At 67.3% G+C, this 5,820-nt stretch carries 9 protein-coding genes and 4 tRNA genes; 5 read left to right on the top strand and 8 right to left on the bottom strand.

Annotated elements, in window-relative coordinates; translation table 11 throughout:
* The 5 genes from QT17_RS13285 to QT17_RS05860 form a co-directional block, all read right to left on the bottom strand.
* On the bottom strand, positions 1 to 129 hold a 129-nt coding region (locus tag QT17_RS13285; protein WP_235283802.1), incomplete at its 3' end, for a GTP-binding protein.
* 67 nt (positions 130 to 196) lie between these two features.
* Positions 197 to 272 (bottom strand) — tRNA-Thr (locus QT17_RS05845).
* Between the two features lie 3 nt (positions 273 to 275).
* Positions 276 to 351, bottom strand: a tRNA-Gly gene (locus QT17_RS05850).
* A 25-nt stretch (positions 352 to 376) separates the two neighbouring features.
* Positions 377 to 462: transfer RNA gene (locus QT17_RS05855), tRNA-Tyr, on the bottom strand.
* An 11-nt stretch (positions 463 to 473) separates the two neighbouring features.
* A tRNA-Thr gene (locus tag QT17_RS05860) sits at positions 474 to 549 on the bottom strand.
* Positions 550 to 619: 70 nt separating this feature from the next.
* Here QT17_RS05860 and QT17_RS05865 point away from each other — a divergent pair.
* Positions 620 to 1,915, top strand: a complete 1,296-nt coding sequence (locus tag QT17_RS05865) for an MBL fold metallo-hydrolase (RefSeq protein WP_039457694.1) — start codon at positions 620 to 622, stop codon at positions 1,913 to 1,915.
* Here QT17_RS05865 and metF read toward each other — a convergent pair.
* A complete protein-coding gene (gene metF, locus QT17_RS05870) occupies positions 1,912 to 2,790 on the bottom strand; it encodes a methylenetetrahydrofolate reductase [NAD(P)H] (RefSeq protein WP_039457697.1) in 879 nt (292 codons plus the stop codon). The two genes, QT17_RS05865 and metF, sit on opposite strands and share 4 nt — an antisense overlap.
* A 55-nt stretch (positions 2,791 to 2,845) precedes the next feature.
* On the opposite strand from metF, the gene QT17_RS05875 reads away from it, so the two are divergent.
* The 4 genes from QT17_RS05875 to QT17_RS05890 are packed head-to-tail and all read left to right on the top strand — an operon-like array spanning position 2,846 to position 5,351.
* The gene (locus QT17_RS05875; protein WP_039457699.1) at positions 2,846 to 3,436 is read left to right on the top strand and encodes a nicotinamidase; all 591 of its coding nucleotides are present in this window, start codon (positions 2,846 to 2,848) and stop codon (positions 3,434 to 3,436) included.
* Positions 3,429 to 3,980 (top strand): DNA-3-methyladenine glycosylase, encoded by a 552-nt coding sequence (locus QT17_RS05880; protein ID WP_039457702.1) that lies wholly within the window; start codon positions 3,429 to 3,431, stop codon positions 3,978 to 3,980. The genes QT17_RS05875 and QT17_RS05880 overlap by 8 nt, the downstream gene beginning before the upstream one ends.
* Positions 3,962 to 4,558 (top strand): hypothetical protein, encoded by a 597-nt coding sequence (locus QT17_RS05885; RefSeq protein WP_039457704.1) that lies wholly within the window; start codon positions 3,962 to 3,964, stop codon positions 4,556 to 4,558. The genes QT17_RS05880 and QT17_RS05885 overlap by 19 nt, the downstream gene beginning before the upstream one ends.
* Entirely contained in the window at positions 4,548 to 5,351 is an 804-nt protein-coding gene (locus QT17_RS05890) for a histidinol-phosphatase HisJ family protein (protein WP_039457706.1), read from the top strand. The genes QT17_RS05885 and QT17_RS05890 overlap by 11 nt, the downstream gene beginning before the upstream one ends.
* Here QT17_RS05890 and QT17_RS05895 read toward each other — a convergent pair.
* Positions 5,327 to 5,593 (bottom strand): hypothetical protein, encoded by a 267-nt coding sequence (locus tag QT17_RS05895; RefSeq protein WP_039457709.1) that lies wholly within the window; start codon positions 5,591 to 5,593, stop codon positions 5,327 to 5,329. The genes QT17_RS05890 and QT17_RS05895 overlap by 25 nt on opposite strands.
* Positions 5,594 to 5,619: 26 nt before the next feature.
* Positions 5,620 to 5,820: molybdopterin-dependent oxidoreductase (locus QT17_RS05900; RefSeq protein ID WP_152607338.1), on the bottom strand; the 201-nt coding region annotated here is incomplete at its 5' end.

Here is a 5,820-nt window from a genome sequence, read left to right on the forward strand (position 1 = left end):
CACATTCGGGTTCTCCGCCGCAGCTACAAACGTCAACGCCGCCGTCAACGTCGTCTTCCCGTGGTCCACGTGCCCAATCGTCCCCACGTTCACGTGAGGCTTCGTCCGAACAAACTCGCCCTTGGCCATGGTTCCTCCTCTTTCCTTGCACGCAAAGACCGCCCTGGGGGCCTTGGGCCCAGGGCAGACAAAAAGATGGAGCTCGCGGCCGGGCTCGAACCGGCGACCTCACCCTTACCAAGGGTGTGCTCTACCTGCTGAGCTACGCGAGCTCGTGGAGCGGGAGACGGGACTCGAACCCGCGACCCTCGGCTTGGGAAGCCGATGCTCTACCAACTGAGCTACTCCCGCATGGGGTGTGCGTGGGCACACCTTTTGGTGGGCAGGGCTGGATTCGAACCAGCGTAGGCGTGCGCCAACGGTTTTACAGACCGTCCCCTTTGGCCGCTCGGGCACCTGCCCACGCCCTCTTGTGGAGCCACCCAGGGGAGTTGAACCCCCAACCCCCCGATTACAAGTCGGGTGCTCTGCCTGTTGAGCTAGGGTGGCGGGACCGGGGATGGGACCCTGTCCGAGGGAATAGGCTAACACACCCCAGGGTGAGTGTCAAGATAAGGGCATGCGTATCGTACCTTTTGGCGCCGCCCGGGAGGTGACGGGAAGCTGCCACCTCCTCTTGGCCGAAGGGAAGCGGGTGCTTCTGGACTGCGGCATGTTTCAGGGCAAGGACGAGGAGAAAAACCACGCCCCCTTCGGCTTTGACCCCCGAGAGGTGGAGGCGGTGCTCCTCACCCACGCCCACCTGGACCACGTGGGCCGCCTCCCCAGGCTCTTCCGCGAGGGGTTTCGCGGGCCCGTCTACGCCACCAAGGCCACCCTCCTCCTGATGCGCATCGTCCTCGAGGACGCCCTAAAGGTTATGGAAAAGCCGCTTTTTGACGAGGAGGACGTGGAGGAGGTCTTCCGCCACGCCAGGCCCCTGGAGTACGGGGAGTGGCTCCGCCTGGGTGGCCTCACCCTTTCCTTCTCCCAGGCGGGGCACCTGCCCGGAAGCGCCTTCGTGGTGGCCCAAGGGGAGGGCAAGACCTTTGTGTACAGCGGCGATCTGGGCAACCGGGAGAAGGTGGTCCTCCCCGACCCTTCCCTTCCCCCCATGGCCGACCTCGTCCTCTGCGAGGGGACCTACGGCGACCGGCCCCACCGCTCCTTCGCCGCCACGGTGGAGGAGTTTTTGGAGATCCTCGGCCGGGTTCTAAGCCGAGGGGGTAAGGTGTACATCCCCTCCTTCGCCGTGGAGCGGGCGCAGGAGATCCTTTTCCTCCTTTATGAGAACGGCCACCGCCTGCCCAAGGCCCCCATCCTTCTGGACTCCCCCATGGCCGAGCGGGTTTTGGAGCTATACCCGAGGCTCGTCCGCTACTTCGGCGAGGAGGTGCAGGACTACTTCCTCAAGGGCAAGAACCCCTTCCGCCCTCGAGGGCTTGTGGTGGCGGAAAACGCCGAGGCGTCCAAGGCCTGGGCCCAAGAGCCTGGGCCCATGGTGGTCATCGCCGGAAGCGGCATGCTCTCGGGGGGGCGGATCCTCCACCACCTGAAGCACGGGCTTTCCGACTCCAAAAACGCCCTGGTCTTCGTGGGCTACCAGCCCCGGGGGGGCCTGGGGGCGGAGATCATCGCCCGGCCCGAGCGGGTGCGCATCCTGGGGCAGGAGGTGCCCCTTAGGGCCGAGGTGCACACCCTGGGCGGCTTCTCGGGCCACGCGGGGCAGGACGAGCTTTTGGATTGGCTCCAAGGCCAACCCCGGGTGGTCCTGGTCCACGGGGAAGAGGAAAAGCTTCTGGCCCTGGGCAAGCTCCTCGCCCTCCGGGGACAGGAGGTGAGCCTGGGAAGCTTCGGGGAAGGGGTGGAGGTTTAGGCCGGGCGGAAGCCAAGCCGCTCCAGGACCATGCGGGTGGCGGGGCTCTTGTTCAAGGTGTAGAAGTGGACCCCCTCCACCCCGGCCTCGAGGAGCTCCGCCACCTGGCGGGCGGCGTGCTCCACCCCGATCTCCAGGATGGCCTTGGGGTCGTCCTGGTGGCGCTCCAGTTGGGAAAGGAGGGGGCCAGGGATGCTGGCCCCGCAGACCTCGGTGAAGCGGCGAAGCTGGGCGTAGTTGGTGATGGGCATGATGCCGGGGAGGATGGGGATGGCTATCCCCGCGCGCCGGGCCCTTTCCAGGAAGCCGAAGTAGTGGGCGTTGTTGAAGAAGAGCTGGGTGATGGCGAAGTCCAAGCCCGCCTCCACCTTGGCCTTGAAGTGGCGGAGGTCGGCCTGAAGGCTTTCGCTTTCCGGGTGCCCCTCGGGGTAGGCGGCCCCGCCCACGGAAATGCCATCTCCATAGCGCCCTCGGATCAGGGCCACGAGCTCGGCGGCGTAGCGGAAGCCTTCAGGATGGGGCCGGAAGACCCGTTCTCCTTGGGGCGGGTCCCCCCGGAGGGCGAGGAGGTTTTCCACCCCGCTTTCCACAAAGCGCCTTAGGACCTCCTCCACCTCCGCCCGGCTCTGCCCGGCCACGGTGAGGTGGGCCAAGGGGGTGAGGCCAAGCCCCAAGATCCTCCTTGCCCAGACCACGCTCCTTTCCCGGGTGCTCCCCATGGCCCCATAGGTGATGGAGACGAAGGCAGGGCGGAAGGCCTTGAGCTCGGCCATGGTGCGGAAGAGCGCCTCCTCCCCCTCCGCCGTCTTGGGGGGGAAGAACTCAAAGGAGAAAAGGGGCCCCTGGCGGCTTCTGAGGAGGTCCCGTATTTTCATGCTATAGAAGTGTAGCCCCTCCCCCACCCCCGGTCAAGGGTGGCAAAATGGGGGTATGGTGGAAGTTCCCGAGATCCCCCGGGTGGAAAGCCTGGAGCTACCCGCCAAGGAAACGGCCCTCATCGTGGTGGACATGCAAAACGACTTCGCCCACCCCCAAGGGGCCCTTTTCGTGCCCGAGGCCCCCAAAAGCGTCCCCGCCATCCGGCTCCTTTTGGAGAGGGCCCGGGCGGCGGGGGCCAGGGTGGTTTACACCCAGGACTGGCACCGGAAGGACGACCCCGAGTTCCAGATCTGGCCCCGGCACGCCGTGGCCGGCACCTGGGGGGCGGAGATTCTCGAGGAACTCCGCCCCGAACCCGGCGACCTCATCGTGCAGAAAGTGCGCTACGACGCCTTCTACGGCACCCCCTTGGACCACTACCTGCACCTATGGGGGGTAAAGCACGTGGTGGTCACGGGCACCGTGGCCAACATCTGCGTGCTCCACACCGCGGGCTCCGCCGCCTTGCGCTGGTACCAGGTGGTCCTGCCCGAGGACGCCACCAGCGCCCTAACGCCCTTTGACCTCCAGGCCACCCTCCGCCAGGTCACCTTCCTCTACCAGGGCAAGGTGACCCGGGCCGAGGGGGTGCGGTTTGTTTGAGCACCCCCTCCTTGTGGCCTTTCTGGCGCGCCACGGCCCCGCCCCCTTCCACCCCCACCCCGTGCCCCGGCGGGACCCTTTCGTGGTCCTGGCGGAAAGCATCGTGGCCCAGCAGCTTTCCGGCAAGGCGGCGGAGGCCCTCACCGCCCGGCTCTGGCGGCGGGTGGAACCCCGGCCGGAGGCGGTGGCGCAGCTTCCCCTCGAGGCCCTGCGCCAAGTGGGGCTTTCCTGGGCCAAGGCCCAGGCGCTACGCGACCTTTTGGCTAAAGCCCAAGAAGGCCTCCTAGAGGGCCTGGAGGCCCTGGAGGACGAGGCGGTGAAGGAGAGGCTTTTGCGCATACGGGGCGTGGGCCCCTGGACGGCGGAGATGTTCCTCATGTTCGGCCTGGGGCGGCCCGACGTCTGGCCCGTGGGGGATTGGGGCTTAAGGCGGGCGGCCAAGGCCCTCTTTGGCGTGGAGGGGGAGGCCCTAGCCGCCTTTGGCGAACCCTTTCGCCCCTACCGGAGCCATCTGGCGTGGTACCTATGGCGGAGCCTGGACTAGTCCCCCTGGAAAGGGCGGCGGCGGAAGGGGAGGTGGCCCTTTTGCGGCGGGCCTTGGCCCTGGGCTTCCCCGTGGCCCCCACCTGGGTGGCGGGCCTGGAGGAGGAGTTTTTCCGCTTGAACAACCTCCCCGAGCGCATCGGCAGGCTCTTCCAGGGGGTCTTCGGGGTGCGGGTGGACGAGGAACGGCTTCTCCTGGCGGCAGAGGAGGCAAAGCGGGCGGTGCGGGAAAGCTACCTCCTCCCCGAGCGGGCCGAGGCCTTCTTGGAGGCGCTAAAGGGGCGGGGGCCCTTCCTCCTGCGCCGGGCGGGAGAGGGGGAAGCCCACCCCGCAAGCACCCCCCAGGAGGCCCTTTTCGCCTTGAAGCGGCTTTGGGCGGGCGCTTTCCGGGTGGAGGCCGTCTTGGCCCGCTACCCCGACCTCCTACCCCCCTTCGTCCCCGTCTTGGTGCAGGAGGCGGGGCCTCCGGAGGAGGACCCCTTCTTGTCCTTGGACCTGGCCAAGGCCCTGGGGCAAGAGGTGGTGGCCTACGCCTGGCGGGGGCTCCTGGTCCGGATAGAATGGTCCCATGGTGGATAGCCACGTCCACACTCCCCTCTGCGGCCATGCGGAAGGGGCCCCGGGGGAGTACCTCTTTCAGGCCAGGAGGGCAGGGCTAACGGGCCTGGTCTTCACCGACCATAGCCCCATGCCCGCCTGGTACGACCCCCATAGCCGCATGCGCCTCTCCGAGCTTCCCTTTTACCTCCTGGCCCTGGAGCGGGTGCGGGAGCTTCACCCTGAGCTCTACGTGGGCATCGGCCTCGAGGCCGACTTCCACCCGGGCACCGAGGCCTTCGTGAGGACCCTCCTCAAGAGCTACCCCTTTGACTACGTGATCGGGAGCGTCCACTACCTGGGCGCCTGGCCCCTGGACCACCCGGACCACCGGGAGGAGTACGCCTGGCGCGAGCTTGAGGAGGTGTTCCGCGCCTACTTTCAGGAGGTGGAAAAGGCGGCGCATAGCGGCCTCTTCCACGCCATTGGCCACCTGGACCTGCCCAAGAAGTTCGGCCACCATCTGGAGGAGGAGGCGCTTCTAGCGCTCGCCGAGCCCGCCCTCAAGGCCATGGCCGAGGAAGGGCTCTTCCTGGACGTGAACACCGCCGGGCTCCGCAACCCGGCCCAGGAGGTCTACCCCGCCTTTGGCCTCCTTAAGCGGGCCCGGGAGCTCGGCATCCCCGTGGTCCTGGGCTCCGACGCCCACCGCCCGGAGCAGGTGGGCTTCGCCTTCCCGGAGGCGGTGGAACTGCTCCTGCGAGCGGGCTACCGGGAAGCCTTTTACTTCCAAGAGGGACGGCCCCGTGCCTATCCCCTGTCCAAGGCCTCGTAAACCTTTTCCTCCTGGCCCCGGAGGTCCAGGTCCTCCCGCCTTCCCCCCGCCGCCTCGTAGGCCCGCACCGCCGCCACCAGGCGGGAAAAGGCCTCGGCGCAGGGGTCGGGGGCGGGGGCCTCGTACTCCATAAAGGTGACCCGCTCGTACTCCTCCCCGTATTCCAACGCCTCCCGCTCCACACAGGCCTCGTAGGCCTTCAGGGCCTCGTCCACCCCGAGCTGGGCCTCCTTCAGGGTCATCCTCCCACCTCCTTAGTCTGATTATATCAGGTTTTTTTACTGCGAAACCTTAGGCTTGCGGCGGGGATGGGGCCCTCCTGGAAGCGCTCCTCCCGCCAAGGGTCCCCCCGCCAGTGGTAGCCCAGCCGCTCCCAGAAGCCCAGCTCCAGGTGGTCCAAAAGCTCTATGCCCCGCACCCACTTGGCGCTCTTCCAGGCGTAGAGGTGGGGCACCAAAAGGCGCACGGG

It is taken from the genome of Thermus sp. 2.9, assembly GCF_000794385.1.
Classification (GTDB): Bacteria; Deinococcota; Deinococci; order Deinococcales; family Thermaceae; genus Thermus; species Thermus thalpophilus.